Here is a 15,485-nt window from a genome sequence, read left to right as displayed (position 1 = left end):
TAGCGACCGGATTTGCCCCTGGCGGCTGTTCGCGTCGGCTCGGGCGGCGTCTGCCCGGATGGAGGGGCCAATCGGTCCGGCCTCCGGCTACGGACGGCGTTTGCGACGGCGCCCTCAGGCGGCTTGCCTCACTCTCTTGCCTTTCCAACCTTCCCCGAATGGAGACGCGGTGGCGCACGAAAAGGCGCTAGCGTCGGGCGAAGGCGAGGCTCAACTCGGTGCGCGGGCGGAAACAACGCACGGCGAGGCCATATGCTTTTCTCAGTTTCCGACTTCCGCCGAACGGGCGTGCTTGCGGCGGCCTGTCTCGTCGCCGGCTTCATCGCGCTGAGCATCCATGTCGGCCTGCTCGCCGCAGGCGTCCCCTTCCCCATTCCGACCCCGCCATTGTGGGCGACATGGCTGCACACCGCCTTGGTCGCGGGCGGCCTGATCATGGCGCTTGCAACCGCGGGACCGCGGGGACTTGGTGGATCTTTGGCGGGCCGGACGCTGCTCGCCTTCGCCATACTGGTGCTGCTGCAGGAGACCTTCAGGGTCGCGGTCATGAACGGCGTGGTCACCGGCGGCTGGGCCTATGGCGCGATCGGCCTCATCAAGCCCCTGCTCCGGTCCCTGATCCTCGCACTGCTCTGCGCGGTGGCGGTGCGTTGGGCGCGTGGACCGATCTCGGCGATGGCCGCGGCGCTCGCGGCGGCGGCCGTGGCGACCGGCGCCCAACGCCTGATCCATCCGTTTCTGAACCCCTGGCTCGACACCTTCGATCATCTGTCGCGCGCCCCCCTGTTCGTCTTCCCCTATCCCTTCCATGTCACCGTCGCCGCCTACGTCAGCTTCATCGAGGCCGTCGTCGGCGCCGTCATCCTGACCGCGCTGATCTGGGATCGTCTGCCGGCCCGGCTATGGGCGCGACTGGCCTCGCTGGCGCTCCTGACGGCCCTCATCAAAGGCGTCGTGGGCGGGACCGTCCTCTATGGCGTCTTCACCGGCGACAACCCCTGGATCGGCCTGTTCAGCTGGAGCCAATTCCTGCTGGAGTTCCTGGCCCTCGGCGCCCTGATCGGGGCGGTTTGGGGCAGGCTTGGGCCTGACGGTTCACCAGCCGGCCTTCCACCACCCTGAAGACGGACCGATGAGCGGGGAAGAGGCCCTGATACGGTCCCGTTCAACTGCGGGCCGTGCGCCAGTTGGGATAGGTCACATAGGCCGTCCTGGCGCCGTCGGCCCCGGCGGTGATGGTCACCTCCACCCCCTTGGGCATGTGCACGATTGCGCCGGGCGCGGCCGAAACGGTTTTCCCCTCTGACGTTACTTCAAGTCCGCCCTCCAGCACGATCATGACGTCATCAACCCGCATGGTTTCGGTCAGTCTCGATCCCGCCCCCCAACGCCCGTAGCCGATGCTGATCGGCGCGCCGTCGGCGTCATTAACGACATCGCCGGTTTCAATCTCGTCTTTCTGGCCGGGCGAGCGCTCCATTGCGGCGTCGGCGAATATGAATCCCTGCATCTTCATGGTGCGGCTTCCGTCTGTTCGTCTGCAACGCAAATTCCCGACGGCCGGGACCGTTCCTCGAGATGATCCCCGATCCCGCCAGGGTCGCCCTGCGCCTTGTTGGTGAGGAAGACGCGACGAGCGCGGCGGCTGGACGCGACGGATGCCGATGCGCCCGGAATCCGAGCCGCTTCCGACCAGGGCGGCGCTTATTAGTATTTGAAGGTCGCCATGGCGCTGGCGAGAAAGATGGTCTGCGATGATCCGGTCTCGCGGATGAAGGGACCGGCCCCGAGGGCGCCGGCCGAAACCGCCAGCGCCAACTCCTGTGTCGCGCGCCATGTCGCTGACAGCTCGATCTGGGTGCCGATATAGCGAGCGTTGCTGCCGCGGCCGCTGCGGACCAGCGCTCCTGGAATGGAATAGACTCCGTCGCGAGTGCTCTCGCGCCAGTAGGCCGCCCCCATCAAGGTGACGTCCAGGTCGTCACGGGGACGAAGGGTGACCGAAGGCTGGAGGTGAATGAGGTTGCGAGGACCGATCGGCGACTGGGCGACGAAGTACCGCCCACGGGGGAACAGGGCGTTGAAGGTGTTCAGCTCGGGGTCGTCGGGGTCGTCGTCGCCGGAGATGTAGTCGATCATCATAACGACTTCGGGACTGAGCGGAGCTGTCGCAAATCGGCGACGGATTTCGCCGCCCACGCCCCAGGCCGCTGTGCGGCATCGTTGAACTCGCCGCGCTGGATGACGCCCTCGACGTTCCATCGCCATCCGCCTTCGACCCCGAACCAGCGCATGCCGAAGGAGTGAACGGTCTGGCGACCCGAGCCCTGGTCATAGACCGCGTTACGATCCCGGAATCCCAACCAATAGAGATCAACGCCGGTCCGGCGGTCTTGGGCAAGCCACTGGGTTCCATAGAGCCCCCACAACGCCTTCTGGTCCGAGGACCGGTCATCGAAGTCGCCAACACGGTTTTCGACGGGCCGCAGACCCAGGGCGGTGATCCGACGCGTTCCCCGGGTCAGGGAGACATCGGCGCCATCGAACGCCAACGGCACATTCACGCCGTAGCGCGTATCCACCAGACGCCCGCCGCCCAAGGATCGCAGCCGCCGCCCAGCGGCTAGATCCAATGTGGTCCCCGACGCAATCTCCATCTCCAGGCCGACGAAGCCCTGCAGGAAATCGACGCCCGTCGTATCCACAGGCGTCTCGACGCGATCGGCTCCGGAAATGTCTGAGATGATCGGCTGGGCGAACACGCGCAGCTGACCCATATGCAGGTCCGCGTAGGGCATCACACGGTTCCAGAGATAGTCGTTGCGTGGCTGCTGCCCCCATTGCCCGTGCTGGTAGGATTCATATCGGGTCCGCGCCTCAAGGCCGGTGGTCAGATACAGGTCTCCGGCGTCGTTGAGCGGAAGGTATTTGAACGGTTCGGTCCAGCGCCCCGTGCGCCTCCGCGGGTCCGCAAGAACCGACCAATCCTCACTGTATCGCTCGATGGTGATGCCGGGGCCGCCCACGCTCGCCGGCGCCTGAGCCCAGGCAGCCGGCGCCGAAACGGCGATGGCCGCGATCCCCGTCAGACATCCTCTCCAGCAGAGCCGACGCGCGAAGGGCTTCTCGGCCCCGCGACGGAGCGACCCGCTGCGCCGCCCGGCCATGGCGAGGAAGGAAGAGGGATTGGTCGGGTCGAAGGGGTGGCGGGACGCCATGCCGAATCTCTCTTGTTGGAGGTGGAGCAGACGCCGACAGCGCCGACCCTTGCGACATTGGCAGTTCCGATTTCGATGCGGTATGGCCCCATGGGGCTACGCAGTGTCGCCCAAGGAGGAACAATCATGCACATCGACGAACTGCGCACCTTCGTGGAGGTGGCGGACACCCTCGGCGTTTCGCCCGCTGCGCGGCGGCTGGGCGTCGCCAAGTCCGTCGTCAGCCGCCGCCTTTTCAGGCTGGAAGCGGATCTGGGCGTGCAACTCCTGTCGAGAACCACGCGCGGCGCCGTCCTCACCGAGGCGGGCGCGGCCTTTCGGGACCATGCGGCCCGGATTTGCGCTGAGGTCGACACGGCGCGGGAGACGATCGCGCCACAGGGGGAGCTTCAGGGCCGTCTGCGTGTCGCCGCGCCCCTCACCTTCGGCCCGACCCACTATGCGCCTGCCCTCGCTGAAATGGCGCGACGGCACCCCAAGCTCACCTTGCAGACCTGCTACTCGGATCGTTTCGTCGACCTAGTGGCCGAAGGTTTCGATTGCGCCATTCGGGTCGGCTATCTGCAGGATTCCACCCTGATCGCCCGCAGGTTCGGGTCCGTGTACGGCAAGCTCGTCGCCAGCCCCGATTACATCCGCCTCCATGGCGCGCCACAGGCGCCGGACGACATCATGGACCACGAGGCTCTGATGCAGGGGTCCGAGACCTGGCAGTTCATCGATGGCGACCGAACCGTCTCGATCCGTCCCCGCGGCCGGTTCAAGGCTGACAACGGAACCGCGCTCGTCTCGGCGGCCCTGGCTGGGCTCGGGCTGGCCTGGTTGCCGGACGATTTCACCCGGCCCCACGTGGAGGCCGGCAGACTTGTGGAGGTGATGCCGCAGTTTCCGGTGCCGCCGGGCGGGGCTTACGTCCTCAGGCCGCCCGGCCAGCATCCGTCCCGCAAGATTCGCGTCTTGACCGAGTTGCTCATCGAGATGTGCGTTTAGCTCTGAAGGGTCGCACGGCCGGAGCCAACTCCAGTCGGGCTGTTTGAGCCCCAGATAGCCGACGCCCCGCGTTGCCGGAATGGCGACACCGAGGCGCTCGCCGCGCGACTACTCATCCCCGATCGGAACAGGGATAGTCGAGCTTCTCGCAGCAGCCCGGAGCCCGACGTGCCCAATATTCTCGCGCTCACCAGCAGCGTTGCGGGCGACGCCTCGGTCTCGAGCCTCCTGGTCGACTACGCCGTTCGACAGTTGGTGGAGTTTCACAGCGGCGGGGCGGTCACGCGACGCGACCTCGGCCAGGACCCGATCCCTCATCTGACGCCCGAGACCGTCGCGGGCGTGCGCGCCGTGGCCAATACCGCGCCGGAGCTGACGGCGCGTCGGCTCTCCGACAAGTTGATCGGCGAGGTCTTCGCCGCCGATGTCATCGTGATCGGCGCGCCGATGTACAACTTCAGCATACCCACCGGTTTGAGAGCGTGGTTCGACCACGTCATACGGCCGAGGATCACGTTCGCTTACGGCGAGGCGGGCGTCCAGGGCCTCGTCAGGGGCAAGAGGGCGATCGTGATCCAGTCCCGCGGCGGCCTCTATACCGAAGGCCCCTTGGCGAGCCTGGATTTTCAGGAACCCTATCTTCGCCTCCTGCTCGGCTTCATCGGGATCAGCGATGTCGCGTTCGTCCAGGCTGAGCGGATCAGCCTTGGACCGGACGCCCGAGAAGCGGCGATCAACCAGGCGAAATCCACAATCGCGGTCGTCGCCGCTCAGCCCTTGTCCGACGACGTCTAGACCCCGCCTCGGCGAGCCCCCGGCTGGCCAGCCCGAGCCCTGCCCTTGGGAGCGAGCGAGCCACCGATGCCCCACCCACGTCCCGCCGTCGCTGCGCGTTGAAAAGGAGGTCTTCCATGCCTGACTTCGCGCCGCCCGCTGTGAATCACGGCTCCGTTTTCGCCGACATGCGCGCCCACCACGTCGCCATCCGCACGCCCGATCTGCAGCAAGCTCTCGACTTCTACGTCGGCGTTCTGGATTTCCGCATCGTTGCGACCTGGCCTCACGGCGACAGCCTGCTCGCCTATATCGCCCCGCCCGCTGACGACCATTTCTACGTCGAGATTCTGGGAGGCGGCGCGCCAGTACCGGTCGAGACTCGCCCCTACGCAGATTTGAGCGATAGCCTGCAGTATCGCGGCTATCATCACCTCTGTTTCGCCGTCGCCAGCGTGGACGCGACCATCGAGCGACTGCGCGCACGCGCGGTGACGATCGTGACAGATCCCTTCGTCGTCCCCGCGATCAACCGCAAGCTCGCGTTCTTCTGCGACCCCTTCGGCAATCTCATCGAACTCGCAGAGGTCCTGAGTTGATCACAGACCATGTCGCCTATGATCGACCGGCAGCGGAGGCCGCGCTGACAATGCCGTCCCACCCCGCCATCGCGACATCGACGACGCTGTCGAGTTCGGAACGGTCGGCGCCGTTGCGGGCCCGGATCGACATGCCCGCCTGGACGGTCTCCACAAAGCGCGCCAGTCGCGCGGTGTCGAGATCCTGCGGCAAATCTCCTTCCGCCACGCCTCGATCGATGCGGGCCTTCAATCGGCTGAACGTCGTCTCCACGTCTTTGGCGAAGGCCTGAAGCGCGGGCAGGCCCTCGCACCCCATGGAGGCGATCGTGGCCATACAGCCGCGCGGGATGTCGAAGACCGCGCCTGAGAAGGCGGCGGCTGAATCGTGAAGAAAGGCGGCGGTCGCCTCGCGTGCTGTCGTCGCCTGGCGGGCGCGATCCCAGGCCAGACCCTCATATTTCCGCACGTAGTGATGCAGCGCCTGGGTGAAGAGGTCGTCCTTCGATCCAAAGGCCGCGTAGAGGCTCTTGGCGCCTATGCCCATGGCTTGGGTGAGGTCCGCGATGGAGGTCGCTTCATAACCCTTGGACCAGAACAGGGTGGTCGCCGTGTCGAGCGCGGCGTCACGATCAAACGCCCGCGGTCGGCCGCGGCCGCGCCGCGCCGGAAGCGCCTCGGAAAGGGGTGAATCTAAATTCTGCATTGAATGATGTATAATTCCGTTGACGCCCATTTTCAACGTCCCTACCTAATTATGCACCAGTCACTGCATAAATGGATGAGACGATGATTGATCTGAGTGGGAAACGCGCCCTCGTCACCGGCGGCTCTCGCGGCATCGGGGCGGCGATCGCTCTGGCCCTGGCCGAGAACGGTGCCGATGTCGCCTTCACCTACGCCAACTCCCCCGATCGCGCAGAGGGCGTCAGAGGCGCGATCGCAGTCAAGGGGCGCAGGGCTTTCGCCATCAAGGCCGACAGCGCCGACCCCAAGGCGATTGAACGGTCCGTCGCGGAGGCCGTCACAGCACTTGGCGGGATGGACATCCTCGTCAACAGCGCCGCAGTGGGCTTCAATGGCCTGATCGCCGATCTCGATGTGGACGCCTACCAGGCGATGATGGACATCAACGTCCGGGCCCCGGTGCTGTTCTCCAAGGCCGCCATCCCGCATCTGACCTCGGGCGGACGCATCATCTTTATCGGCTCCAGCCTGGGGGATCGCGTCCCGTTCCCGGGCGTGACCGCCTACGCCATGTCGAAGTCGGCGCTTCTGTCTTTGACGCGTGGTCTTGCCCGCGAACTGGGGCCACAGGGCGTCACGGTCAATCTGGTCGCCCCCGGCTCGACGGATACCGAGGCCAACCCGGCGGACGGCGAGAGCGCTGAGTTCCAGCGTGGTTTGACGGCGCTGGGACGTTTCGCCGAGCCGGCCGAGATCGCCAACGCCGTGGCCTTCCTGGCCAGTGCGGCCGCCGGCGTCATCACCGGCTCCGTCCTGACCGCAGACGGCGGCGCCACAGCGTGATCCCTAAGACGCCTCCGGTTCTTGCAGCCGGAGGCGGCATGTCGGCCAGCGCCCCATGAGATCATTGGCCCGGACGCACCGCATTAAAGCTGAGGGATCCGCCGATCATCACCGAGCACGATCCCCATGGTCCGTCGCATCAATCGCGGGCTGAAGCCCAGGCCGCGCCAGGCTTTCGGCTGGCTCCGACATCCCTGACGACATCCAGCAGAGCGCGCAACGCAGGGGGGATAGACCGATGCCCAGGGAAGTAGAGCGCCAGCCTCTCTTCGCCCGGCATCCAGTCCGAAAGGACCTGGCGTAAACGTCCCCGCGTCAGCGCACCGGACGCCGCAAACTCTGGAACGTAGGCGATGCCCAAACCAGCGACGGCGGCGTCCACCATCAGCGCCTCGTCATCAAGGACCAGACGGCCGCTGATAGCGAGCGCTAGCGGAGTTCCGTTGCGCTCGAACTCCCAGCGATAGGGTTTGCCGCTCGGCAATCGGTGGCCGATGCAGCGATGGCGATTCAGAGCTTCCGGCGTGTCCGGCGTGCCGGCGCGCTCGAGATAAGCCGGAGCCGCGACGCACACGTATCGAAGCCCGGCAGGCATGGGCGCCGCGATCATGTCCTTGGGGATCATGTCATGCGGCCGTACGCCGACATCGAAACCCTGTTCTACAATATCGACGAGACGATCCTTCGCGACGATATCCACGGTCACCTCGGGAAACCGTTCGGCCATCTTCGGCAGGATGTCGCGGACAAACATCGCCACGGCCAGACGCGGTGCATTCAGACGGACCACGCCCTGCACCTGCCCGCGGAATGGAGCGACGCTCTCCAACGCGTCGTCAAGCAGGTCGAATGCTGGGCCCAGGCCTTCGAGCAGACGGATTCCCGCCTCAGTGGGTGAGACGCTCCGCGTTGTCCGATTCAGCAAGCGCACACCGAGACGTGTCTCGAGCGTCCGCAAGGCGTGGCTGAGCGTCGAGGGAGCCACGCCCAGCTCATCCGCCGCCCGCCGAAAGCTGCGAAGGCGGGCCACCGTCGCAAAGGTCATCAGATCGTTTAGCGACGGGCGGGCCATTCGTGGGATTATTTCATCAACTCGTGCGGAATTGAACGTCTAACCGATCAAATCGACGTCTCCTACCTTCGATCAGCCCCGACAAGCTCGGCGCAAAACCTCAACAACCGAGACGTAACTCCAATGTCTGACCGCGAAGCGATCTTCCCACCCAATCGTCACGCCCTTTACGATCTTCATCGCTATTCCGCCGCCATTCGGTCCGGTGACCTCGTCTTTGTGTCCGGACAGGTCGGCAGTCGCGAAGACGGCTCGCCCGAGCCTTCGTTTGAGGATCAGGTCAGAAGGGCGTTCGCAAATCTCGAAGGAGTCTTGACCGCCGCCGGCTGCGGGTTCGACGACATCGTCGATGTGACCACCTTCCACACGAACCCAGACGCCCAACTGGAGACGGTGATGGCTGTCCGAGCAGAGCTTCTCGGCGGACCGCCTTACCCCAACTGGACCGCCATCGGAGCCACTTGGCTGGCAGGGTTCGATTTCGAGATAAAGGTGATTGCCCGCGTGCCAGGGGATTTCCCCAAGGCTGACCCCGGCATTTCACATCCCTGTTGATAGCCCTGCGGATCGGATATCGGCTCTAAGGGGCCGATATCTCCGTCTTCAGGACCTCAGTGACCGTCGGAAAACATCCGGGTCGCGCGCTTTCGGCATTCGAAAAGTGCGCTCGTATCGGATGCGTCAGAAGACAGCCGAGCCGGAACAAAGTGTGCGCTAACGGCGCGCATTGCGCCAATCAACCTACCCGATCCAACAGGGCGATGATCTCCTCGATCTTGCGACGCTGCTCCGCTGGGTCACCCGAGACGATGGCGTCCTCGACGCAGTGGCTGAGGTGCCCCTTCAGCATCTCGTTTTCGAACCGGCCCAAGGCGGCCTTAATGGCCCGGACCTGGGTCAGGATGTCGATGCAATAGCGGCCGTCCTCCACCATACGCGAGACGCCGCGCACCTGGCCCTCGATGCGGTTCAAACGCTTGGTCAGCGCGGGCTTGTCGTGGTGATGCATGGTCGGATCATAGCGTGGATCACCCATTTGCAAAATACCCTATGGGGGTATAATTGCGGTCCATAGTTAAGGTCGAGGATCGCCCATGTCGCATGACCATAGCCCGCACGATCACCGTCATTCCCAGGGCCCCGACGCCCAATCCTCGACCAACGCCACAGCGAAGGATCCCGTCTGCGGCATGACGGTCGATCCGGCGAAGACGACCCACCATACGACGCACGACGGGCACGAGTTCCACTTCTGCTCGGCCGGTTGCCGAGCGAAGTTCGTCGCTGATCCGGCGAAATACCTGACGCCCGCCGCGCCCGAACCCGTCAAGCCCGGCGTCATCTACACCTGCCCCATGCACCCCGAGGTGCGCCAGATCGGCCCGGGAGCCTGTCCAAAATGCGGCATGGCGCTGGAGCCGGAAGACGCCACGGCCGGCGCCGGCCCCAATCCCGAGATCGCCGACTTCACCCACCGGTTCGTCGTCGGCGCCGTCCTGACGGTCCCCCTGTTCGTGATGGAGATGGGCTCGCACCTGCTCGGTCTGCACATTCCCCTACCCCACGGCTGGAGCGGATGGGTCCAGTTCGCCCTGGCGACGCCGGTGGTGTTGTGGGCGGGCTGGCCGTTCATCGCGCGCGGCTGGACCTCGGTCAGGACTTGGAACCTGAACATGTTCACCCTGATCGCGCTCGGGACCCTGGTCGCCTGGGGTTTCAGCACGGCCTCGGTCGTCGCGCCCGACCTGATCCCCGACGCCTTCAAGGACATGCACGGCCAGCCGCCCCTCTATTTCGAGGCCGCCGCCGTCATCGTCACCCTGGTGCTCTTGGGCCAACTGCTGGAGTTGCGCGCCCGCGAACGTACCTCCGGCGCCATCCGAGCCCTGCTGGACCTGGCGCCAAAACAGGCCCTGCGCATCCGGTTGGACGGAACGGACGAGGAGATCGCCGTCGAACACATTGCCGTGGGCGACCGCCTGCGCGTGCGGCCGGGCGAGAAAGTCCCGGTCGATGGCCGCCTGATCGAAGGCCGGGCATCGCTGGACGAGTCGCTCGTCACCGGTGAATCCCTGCCGGTGACGAAGCAGGTCGGCGACGATCTGATCGCGGGCTCGTTGAACGCCACCGGCGGCTTCGTGATGGAGGCCGAGAAGGTCGGAGCCGACACCCTGCTGAACCAGATCGCCGCCCTGGTGGCTAAGGCCCAGCGCAGCCGCGCGCCGATCCAGCGGCTGGCCGACCGCGTCTCCGCCTGGTTCGTGCCCGCCGTGGTGCTGGCGGCGGTCGCGGCCTTCATCGTCTGGTCTGTGATCGGGCCGGAGCCGCGTCTGGCCTATGCGCTGGTCGCGGCGGTCAGCGTGCTGATCATCGCCTGCCCCTGCGCCCTGGGTCTGGCCACGCCCATCTCGATCATGGTCGGGGTGGGGCGCGGCGCCCAGGCGGGCATACTGATCCGCGACGCGGAAGCATTGGAAACCTTCGCCTCTGTCGACACAGTGGTGGTCGACAAGACCGGCACCCTGACCGAGGGCCGCCCCGCCCTGACCGCCGTCCAGCCCGCGCCCGGTTTCGACGAGGCCGAATTGCTGCGCCTCGCCGCCGCGGTCGAGCGGGCCAGCGAGCACCCCATCGCCCGCGCCATCACCGAGGGCGCTTCCGCGCGCGGGATCACGCCCGCCGCCGCCGAGGACTTCGACAGCCCCGTCGGGCGCGGGGCCTTGGGCCTGGTCGAGGGCCGCCGCGTGCTGATCGGTTCAGTCGGCTTCCTGAAGGACGAAGACGTCGACGCCTCCGGCCTGTCCGCCCCGGCCGACGCCCTGCGCGCCGATGGAGCGACCGTGGTCATCGTGGCCGTGGACGGCGCGCCCGCGGGCCTGCTGGCTGTGGCCGACCCGGTCAAGGCGACCACGGCCGAGGCGGTCGCGGCCCTGCACGCCGAGGGCGTTCGCATCCTGATGCTGACCGGTGACAACGAAACCACGGCCCGTGCCATCGCTGCCCGCCTGAACATTGATGAGGTCCGCGCCGACGTCAGCCCCGCCGACAAGGCCGCCGTGGTCGAAGCCCTGAAGGCTGAAGGCCGTCGCGTCGCCATGGCCGGCGACGGGGTCAATGACGCGCCCGCCCTGGCCGCCGCAGACGTCGGGGTGGCGATGGGCGCGGGCTCGGACGCGGCGATCGAGAGCGCGGGCGTCACCCTGCTCAGCGGCGACCTGAACGGCATCGTCCGGGCGCGACGCCTGTCGCGCGCCACGGTGTGCAACATCCGCCAGAACCTCGGCTTCGCCTTCGGCTACAATGCGCTCGGCGTGCCTCTGGCGGCGGGCGTCCTCTATCCGGCCTTCGGCCTGCTGCTCAGTCCGATGATCGCCGCCCTGGCCATGTCGCTGTCGTCTGTCAGCGTCATCTCCAACGCCCTACGGCTTAAGGGCGTCCGGCTGTAGAAGGCAGAGCGCCGAAAGTCCTGCTTGCCGATCGGCCCGCCATCGGACGACCAGTCAACGCGGAGTGACGTCTGGCGCCTGTAGCATTCTGCGCGGCGGGTTCGACGAGGCCTAAAACGCGACGATCACCCGAAGCTCAGTCCCGTCACCACAGGTCGCAAGGAAGGCGTCTGGCTGCACGCGTCAAACGGTCAGGCTCGTAAAAGTCTGTGGCTACCGGAAACCTACGGGTAGCGCTTGTCTGCACATCGCGCTCGACTCAGCTTCTCGCGATCCTCGCGCAGCGGCTCAGGAGGCGTCACATGACCGAGCCTCGGCTCTTCACTGAAAAGGAGGCCGCAGAGTACCTGGGCCTGCCAGCGGCCAGCGTCCGCAAACTATCGTTCGGGCACGTGCGGCTCGGAACACGACATCGATACGACCGCAAGGTTCTGGACGCCCATCTTGACCGGCTGGCCGGACTGGATTCTTCTGCGGAACTGAACGTGAACAAGGCCGATGCCGAACTCGCCCGCTTCATTGCCGATCACCCGGATGCTGCCCGGGGTCCATAGGATCAAGCGCGCCAAGGCGAACCGGGTTTTTGAATACTGGTACGCGTGGCGCGGCGGTCCGCAAATCCTGGCGGCGCAAGCTTCCAGCCTGCGCTCCCTCGCGCGAGAGGTCGCCCGAAAGGCGCCGGCGGCGATGGAGGCCTATCGCGCGCAGATCAAGACCGAGAAAAGCGCGACCGACGAGCCGACACTCTACGGCTTGATCACGCGCTACCTCGACCTGATGAACCAGGACAAATCACTGGCTCTTCGAACCAAGACGGATCGCCGCAAACATCTTGACCTCGTACGGACGGAATTGGGTGATCTAACGCTGGCCGCCCTCACCTCACCTAAGGCGCGATCCTTCTTGCTCACCTGGCGCGACAAGCGAGCGAACACGCCCAAGACCGCCGACGAGCTTCTGGGCGCGCTGTCACTGGTTCTGAACTGGGCCGTGAACCGGGGTGAGTTGGCTACGAATCCCGTCGCGAACTTCCCGCGCATCTACAAGGTCAACCGGGCCGACATAATCTGGGAGCCGCAGCATCTGGAGACCATCCTGGCCTACGCTGACCCGCCAATCGCGGCGGCGATCCGACTGGCTGCGGTCACGGGTCTGCGCAAGAACGACCTCATCGCCCTGCCTTGGGCGGCGGTGAAGGAGAACGCCATCATCTGGCAAACCGGCAAAAGCCGGGGCCGAAAGAGCGTGGTCCTTCCGATCACGGACGCTGTCCGGGAGGTACTGGGCTCCCTTGAGCGCGGCAGTTGCCCGACCGTGCTGTCCACCTCCGACGGTGAACCGTGGACACCGCCAGGCCGCGGTCTGGACAGCGGCGTACAACGCGCCCGCAATGATGCTGAGGAAGCGGCGCAGACGCGTTCAGGATCGGAAGCGACCGCCGGTCTGGATGGACTGCGCTTCCATGACCTGAGAGGCACCGCGGCGACGAACTACATCCTCGCCGGCCTGCCGCTCGACGACGTGGCCACGATCCTGGGGTGGGAGTTGCAGCGTGTGAAGGAGATCGCCCGGCGCTACGTCACAGGGGAAGCTATCGGATTGGGTATGATCGCCCGGCTTCAGGAAGGGCAGAACAGAAGGCCAACTGTAAAACCCAGTGTAAAACCCACCTCCCTCAGGAGAGGTCAAAAGGGCTCAAATGCAGTGAGGGCGGTGGCTGGGGAACTAGGACTCGAACCTAGAATGACGGTACCAAAAACCGTAGTGTTACCATTACACCATTCCCCAGCGGATCGGCGTATCCGCAGGGCCGTGGCCCGGCGGAGGCGGTCAGATACGCCAAGCCGTTTTCGGATGCAACACCCTCTCGGAGGACAATTTTCGCGGGCGCGAAAGATGGGTGAAAAGGGTGCTTGCGGGGTCTGACGGCCGTCGCTATAAGCCGCGTCCTCACTTCGGGGCGTCGCCAAGCGGCCCGTCCCCACGGTCGGAGTGTGGCTCAGCCTGGTAGAGCACTGCGTTCGGGACGCAGGGGTCGGAGGTTCGAATCCTCTCACTCCGACCATTCTCTCTTCTTCCTCAGAGACTTGGGTTCAGGCGTCGTTCGCGGCGTCGGCGACGGCGTTCAGATGCGCCCCCACTTGCTCGATGTAACGCTGGCCCAGGGCCTGGCGACGCGCCAGCAGATCGGGCGAGCCCGCATCGTAGTCGGCCATCAGCCGACGCACGAAATCCCCGCCCTGCACCTCGGCCAGGACCTGATCCATCGCCGCGCGCGAGGCGGCGTTGATGATTCGCGGACCCGTCAGATAGGCGCCGTATTCGGCGGTGTTGGAGATACGGGCGAAGGCCCCGGCGACGCCGCGCTGATACATCAGGTCGGTGACCAGCTTGGTCTCGTAGAAGCATTCGAACCAGGCGACCTCGGGCGGATAGCCGGCGTCGACCAGCTTCATGAAGGCTGCGTCGATCAGCTCCGCCACGCCGCCGCATAGCACCACCTGCTCGCCGAACAGATCGCTTTCGCACTCGTCCTTCATGGTGGTCTCTAGGATGCCCTTGCGGCCGCAGCCCAGGGCGGCGGCATAGGACAATCCCAGCGCATGGGCGCCGCCCGTGGCGTCCTGCTGCACGCCGAACAGGCAGAAGACCCCCTCCCCGGCCTCATACAGGTCGCGGATGCGCGGGCCGATGCCTTTTGGCGAAGCAAGGATGACGTCGAGGTCGGCGCGCGGCCGGACCAGGCCGAAGCGGACAGACAGGCCGTGGGCGAAGACCAGGGCCGCGCCGGGCCGGATGTTGGGTTCCAGCTCGTCGCGCCACAGGTCGCGATGCGCCTCGTCCGAAACCATGACGGCCACGACGTCGGCGCCGGCGGTCGCCTCGCCCGCCGTCATGACGCGAAAGCCGTCGGCGCGCGCCTGCTCGCGGGTCTTCGATTCGGGCTTCAGCCCCACCACGATGTCGGACACGCCCGAATCGCGCAGATTCAGCGCATGGGTGCGCCCCTGGCTGCCATAGCCGATCATGGCCACGCGGCGACCGCGCAGGATCGACAGGTCGCAGTCGCGGTCATGGAAGACGGGCAAGGGATTGGCTAGGGTCTGGGTCATGACCGTTCTCATAACCCCATCCGCCGTCGTCGCCTTCTGGAAAGAGGCCGGGCCCGAAAAGTGGTTCGCCAAGGACGCCGCCTTCGACACCCTGTTCCGCGACAGCGGCGGGGACCTGCACTGGGCCGCTGCGCGGCGCGAGCTGGACGACTGGATGGAGACGCCGGAGGGCGCGCTGGCCCTGATCCTGCTGCTGGACCAGTATCCGCGAAACAGCTTTCGCGGCACGGCGCACCAGTTCGCGACCGATCCGTTGGCCCTTTGCTTCGCCCGGATGGCGGTCGCGCGCGGCCATCACCTGGCGGTCGCGCCGGAGATGAAGAACTTCGTCCTGCTGCCGTTCGAGCATTCCGAGCGGATCGAGGATCAGGACCGCTACATGGAACTGGCCGCCGGCGATCCCGAACTGGAGAAATGGGGCCGCATCCACCGCGACATCATCGTGCGCTTCGGCCGCTTTCCGCACCGGAACGCCGTCCTGGGTCGCGAGACCACGCCGGATGAACAGGCCTTCCTCGACGAAGGCGGCTTCGGCGGCTGATTCGATCCACAAGAGAGGATCGCAACAGCGATTGGCGTTCGGGTGATTCGGGGGTCAATCTGCCGTCATGAACGCTCAGGTCGCCATCGCTGAACTTCAGGCCCGCACGGGGGCCGCGCCGGCCGATCACCCGGAATGGCAGTATCTGAACCTGCTGCGCGACATCCTGGACAACGGCGTGCGGCGCGACGACCGGACGGGCACCGGCACGCTGGGCGTGTTC

The 15,485-nt window shown here is 66.0% G+C and carries 15 protein-coding genes, 2 tRNA genes and 2 pseudogenes; 12 read left to right on the top strand and 7 right to left on the bottom strand.

Annotated elements, in window-relative coordinates:
- The first annotated feature begins 252 nt into the window (after nt 1–252).
- Complete coding sequence (locus B2U11_RS13550; RefSeq protein WP_054765649.1) at nt 253–1,122, top strand: hypothetical protein; 870 nt, start codon at nt 253–255, stop codon at nt 1,120–1,122.
- Nucleotides 1,123–1,165: 43 nt separating this feature from the next.
- Here B2U11_RS13550 and B2U11_RS13545 read toward each other — a convergent pair whose 3' ends face one another.
- Together B2U11_RS13545 and B2U11_RS13540 are read right to left on the bottom strand one after the other, a co-directional pair.
- Nucleotides 1,166–1,516 (bottom strand): hypothetical protein, encoded by a 351-nt coding sequence (locus B2U11_RS13545; RefSeq protein ID WP_003167189.1) that lies wholly within the window; start codon nt 1,514–1,516, stop codon nt 1,166–1,168.
- Between the two features lie 191 nt (nt 1,517–1,707).
- A pseudogene (locus B2U11_RS13540) lies at nt 1,708–3,167 on the bottom strand (alginate export family protein).
- A gap of 177 nt (nt 3,168–3,344) precedes the next feature.
- On the opposite strand from B2U11_RS13540, the gene B2U11_RS13535 reads away from it, so the two are divergent.
- From B2U11_RS13535 to B2U11_RS13525, 3 genes are all read left to right on the top strand, one after another.
- On the top strand, nt 3,345–4,208 hold the full coding sequence (locus B2U11_RS13535; RefSeq protein ID WP_003167192.1) for a LysR family transcriptional regulator: 864 nt from the start codon (nt 3,345–3,347) through the stop codon (nt 4,206–4,208).
- Between the two features lie 168 nt (nt 4,209–4,376).
- Nucleotides 4,377–5,003: an FMN-dependent NADH-azoreductase gene (locus B2U11_RS13530; RefSeq protein WP_292072450.1), complete on the top strand. Its 627-nt coding sequence runs from the start codon at nt 4,377–4,379 to the stop codon at nt 5,001–5,003.
- 116 nt (nt 5,004–5,119) lie between these two features.
- Nucleotides 5,120–5,581 (top strand): VOC family protein, encoded by a 462-nt coding sequence (locus tag B2U11_RS13525; RefSeq protein WP_054765647.1) that lies wholly within the window; start codon nt 5,120–5,122, stop codon nt 5,579–5,581.
- 16 nt (nt 5,582–5,597) lie between these two features.
- Here B2U11_RS13525 and B2U11_RS13520 read toward each other — a convergent pair whose 3' ends face one another.
- The gene (locus B2U11_RS13520; protein WP_003167195.1) at nt 5,598–6,266 is read right to left on the bottom strand and encodes a TetR/AcrR family transcriptional regulator; all 669 of its coding nucleotides are present in this window, start codon (nt 6,264–6,266) and stop codon (nt 5,598–5,600) included.
- Nucleotides 6,267–6,349: 83 nt separating this feature from the next.
- Here B2U11_RS13520 and B2U11_RS13515 point away from each other — a divergent pair, with 83 nt between their 5' ends.
- On the top strand, nt 6,350–7,090 hold the full coding sequence (locus B2U11_RS13515) for an SDR family NAD(P)-dependent oxidoreductase (RefSeq protein ID WP_035283814.1): 741 nt from the start codon (nt 6,350–6,352) through the stop codon (nt 7,088–7,090).
- A 139-nt stretch (nt 7,091–7,229) separates the two neighbouring features.
- Here B2U11_RS13515 and B2U11_RS13510 read toward each other — a convergent pair whose 3' ends face one another.
- On the bottom strand, nt 7,230–8,162 hold the full coding sequence (locus tag B2U11_RS13510) for a LysR family transcriptional regulator (protein WP_054765646.1): 933 nt from the start codon (nt 8,160–8,162) through the stop codon (nt 7,230–7,232).
- Nucleotides 8,163–8,285: 123 nt separating this feature from the next.
- Between B2U11_RS13510 and B2U11_RS13505 the strand changes: the two genes are divergently transcribed.
- On the top strand, nt 8,286–8,717 hold the full coding sequence (locus B2U11_RS13505; protein ID WP_003167198.1) for a RidA family protein: 432 nt from the start codon (nt 8,286–8,288) through the stop codon (nt 8,715–8,717).
- 181 nt (nt 8,718–8,898) lie between these two features.
- On the opposite strand, the gene B2U11_RS13500 is transcribed toward B2U11_RS13505, so the two are convergent.
- Entirely contained in the window at nt 8,899–9,171 is a 273-nt protein-coding gene (locus tag B2U11_RS13500; RefSeq protein ID WP_054766929.1) for a metal-sensitive transcriptional regulator, read from the bottom strand.
- An 85-nt stretch (nt 9,172–9,256) separates the two neighbouring features.
- Here B2U11_RS13500 and B2U11_RS13495 point away from each other — a divergent pair, with 85 nt between their 5' ends.
- The 3 genes and pseudogenes from B2U11_RS13495 to B2U11_RS15775 all read left to right on the top strand — a co-directional run.
- Nucleotides 9,257–11,608 carry a heavy metal translocating P-type ATPase gene (locus tag B2U11_RS13495; protein WP_054765645.1) on the top strand — a complete coding sequence of 784 codons (2,352 nt, stop codon included), beginning with the start codon at nt 9,257–9,259 and terminating at the stop codon, nt 11,606–11,608.
- Nucleotides 11,609–11,910: 302 nt separating this feature from the next.
- Nucleotides 11,911–12,162 carry a helix-turn-helix domain-containing protein gene (locus B2U11_RS13490; RefSeq protein WP_003167202.1) on the top strand — a complete coding sequence of 84 codons (252 nt, stop codon included), beginning with the start codon at nt 11,911–11,913 and terminating at the stop codon, nt 12,160–12,162.
- Nucleotides 12,107–13,141 (top strand): annotated as a pseudogene (locus B2U11_RS15775) (tyrosine-type recombinase/integrase); the annotation flags it as partial. The gene B2U11_RS13490 and the pseudogene B2U11_RS15775, both read left to right, overlap by 56 nt.
- Before the next feature lie 181 nt (nt 13,142–13,322).
- On the opposite strand, the gene B2U11_RS13485 reads toward B2U11_RS15775, so the two are convergent.
- Nucleotides 13,323–13,396 (bottom strand) — tRNA-Gln (locus B2U11_RS13485).
- Nucleotides 13,397–13,596: 200 nt separating this feature from the next.
- Between B2U11_RS13485 and B2U11_RS13480 the strand changes: the two genes are divergently transcribed.
- A tRNA-Pro gene (locus B2U11_RS13480) sits at nt 13,597–13,673 on the top strand.
- Nucleotides 13,674–13,701: 28 nt separating this feature from the next.
- On the opposite strand, the gene ilvC is transcribed toward B2U11_RS13480, so the two are convergent.
- Nucleotides 13,702–14,721, bottom strand: a complete 1,020-nt coding sequence (gene ilvC / locus B2U11_RS13475; protein WP_292072438.1) for a ketol-acid reductoisomerase — start codon at nt 14,719–14,721, stop codon at nt 13,702–13,704.
- Between ilvC and B2U11_RS13470 the strand changes: the two genes are divergently transcribed.
- Together B2U11_RS13470 and B2U11_RS13465 are read left to right on the top strand one after the other, a co-directional pair.
- Nucleotides 14,720–15,262 carry a DUF924 family protein gene (locus B2U11_RS13470; protein ID WP_292072436.1) on the top strand — a complete coding sequence of 181 codons (543 nt, stop codon included), beginning with the start codon at nt 14,720–14,722 and terminating at the stop codon, nt 15,260–15,262. The genes ilvC and B2U11_RS13470 overlap by 2 nt on opposite strands.
- Before the next feature lie 67 nt (nt 15,263–15,329).
- The coding region (locus B2U11_RS13465) for a thymidylate synthase (RefSeq protein ID WP_292072545.1) at nt 15,330–15,485 on the top strand (156 nt) is incomplete at its 3' end.

Origin of the sequence: Brevundimonas sp. UBA7534 (genome assembly GCF_002479325.1) — a bacterium.
Lineage (GTDB): Bacteria > Pseudomonadota > Alphaproteobacteria > Caulobacterales > Caulobacteraceae > Brevundimonas.
The sequence above is the reverse complement of the archived record's forward strand: the minus strand, read 5'-3'. Positions and strand labels throughout refer to the sequence as shown.

What these genes read in the sequence shown, in the direction of transcription:
- B2U11_RS13550 (WP_054765649.1), top strand. Translation starts at nt 253, where the DNA reads ATGCTTTTCTCAGTTTCCGACTTCCGCCGAACGGGCGTGCTTGCGGCG.
- B2U11_RS13545 (WP_003167189.1), bottom strand. Translation starts at nt 1,516, where the DNA reads ATGAAGATGCAGGGATTCATATTCGCCGACGCCGCAATGGAGCGCTCG.
- B2U11_RS13535 (WP_003167192.1), top strand. Translation starts at nt 3,345, where the DNA reads ATGCACATCGACGAACTGCGCACCTTCGTGGAGGTGGCGGACACCCTC.
- B2U11_RS13525 (WP_054765647.1), top strand. Translation starts at nt 5,120, where the DNA reads ATGCCTGACTTCGCGCCGCCCGCTGTGAATCACGGCTCCGTTTTCGCC.
- B2U11_RS13520 (WP_003167195.1), bottom strand. Translation starts at nt 6,266, where the DNA reads ATGCAGAATTTAGATTCACCCCTTTCCGAGGCGCTTCCGGCGCGGCGC.
- B2U11_RS13515 (WP_035283814.1), top strand. Translation starts at nt 6,350, where the DNA reads ATGATTGATCTGAGTGGGAAACGCGCCCTCGTCACCGGCGGCTCTCGC.
- B2U11_RS13510 (WP_054765646.1), bottom strand. Translation starts at nt 8,162, where the DNA reads ATGGCCCGCCCGTCGCTAAACGATCTGATGACCTTTGCGACGGTGGCC.
- B2U11_RS13505 (WP_003167198.1), top strand. Translation starts at nt 8,286, where the DNA reads ATGTCTGACCGCGAAGCGATCTTCCCACCCAATCGTCACGCCCTTTAC.
- B2U11_RS13500 (WP_054766929.1), bottom strand. Translation starts at nt 9,171, where the DNA reads ATGCATCACCACGACAAGCCCGCGCTGACCAAGCGTTTGAACCGCATC.
- B2U11_RS13495 (WP_054765645.1), top strand. Translation starts at nt 9,257, where the DNA reads ATGTCGCATGACCATAGCCCGCACGATCACCGTCATTCCCAGGGCCCC.
- B2U11_RS13490 (WP_003167202.1), top strand. Translation starts at nt 11,911, where the DNA reads ATGACCGAGCCTCGGCTCTTCACTGAAAAGGAGGCCGCAGAGTACCTG.
- B2U11_RS13470 (WP_292072436.1), top strand. Translation starts at nt 14,720, where the DNA reads ATGACCGTTCTCATAACCCCATCCGCCGTCGTCGCCTTCTGGAAAGAG.
- ilvC (WP_292072438.1), bottom strand. Translation starts at nt 14,721, where the DNA reads ATGACCCAGACCCTAGCCAATCCCTTGCCCGTCTTCCATGACCGCGAC.